The sequence below is a fragment of the Oleiphilus sp. HI0061 genome, from assembly GCF_001635675.1.
On the sequence record NZ_LWFE01000624.1, the window covers coordinates 1 to 689 of the forward strand.

1 protein-coding gene is annotated in these 689 nt (G+C 47.0%); it reads right to left on the reverse strand.

Features of this window, described 5'->3' with window-relative positions; genetic code table 11:
* Positions 1 to 104: 104 nt before the first annotated feature.
* Positions 105 to 689 (reverse strand): ribosome biogenesis GTP-binding protein YihA/YsxC (gene yihA / locus A3735_RS08010; protein WP_068637884.1); only part of this gene is annotated, 585 nt, incomplete at its 5' end.

Below are 689 nucleotides of genomic sequence, written 5' to 3' on the forward strand. Positions count from 1 at the left end.
TATCAAATACTCGACTATGTCATACCTTATTTGTATGAAGACAAACGGGCCTTAGCGCTGGAATTGCAGGAAAACTATCGCTTTGAAGGGATCGCGCCAAAAGTCTAATCTTCTTGGCTGTCTTCAGGGGAAGGGCTATTATCTAGCAAGCGCTGATTGATAATCTTGTCCAGAGCAAAGCGGCTTTCTTTTATGCCAGACTTTTTCAGGCTCGAAAACAAAATGACATCTTCCAGAGATTGGTGTGCTTCTAACTGCTTCTTAACCTGAAACATGACTTGCTTTGCAGGGCCAAACTTGAGTTTGTCGCTTTTAGTTAGAAGGATTAATGTAGGTAGCTGACATTCACTGGACCAGTCGAGTAGCATTTGGTCGAACTCGGTAAGAGGTTTGCGGATGTCCATGATAAGCACTAAGCCCGCAAGGCTTTCTCGGTTGCGTAGATAGTCATCGAGGTGCTTTCCCCATTCAGCTTTCAGGTCCAGGGATACCTTTGCAAAGCCATAGCCGGGCAGGTCGACTAGCCGAACCCCGGGCGTGCTAAGGGAAAAAAAGTTAATCAGTTGGGTTCTGCCGGGAGTCTTACTGGTTCGGGCAAGCTTCTTATTGTTAGTGATTGAGTTGATGGCTGAAGATTTTCCTGCATTGGAGCGACCGGCAAAGGCAACTTCAACGCCTTGGTCTGGCGG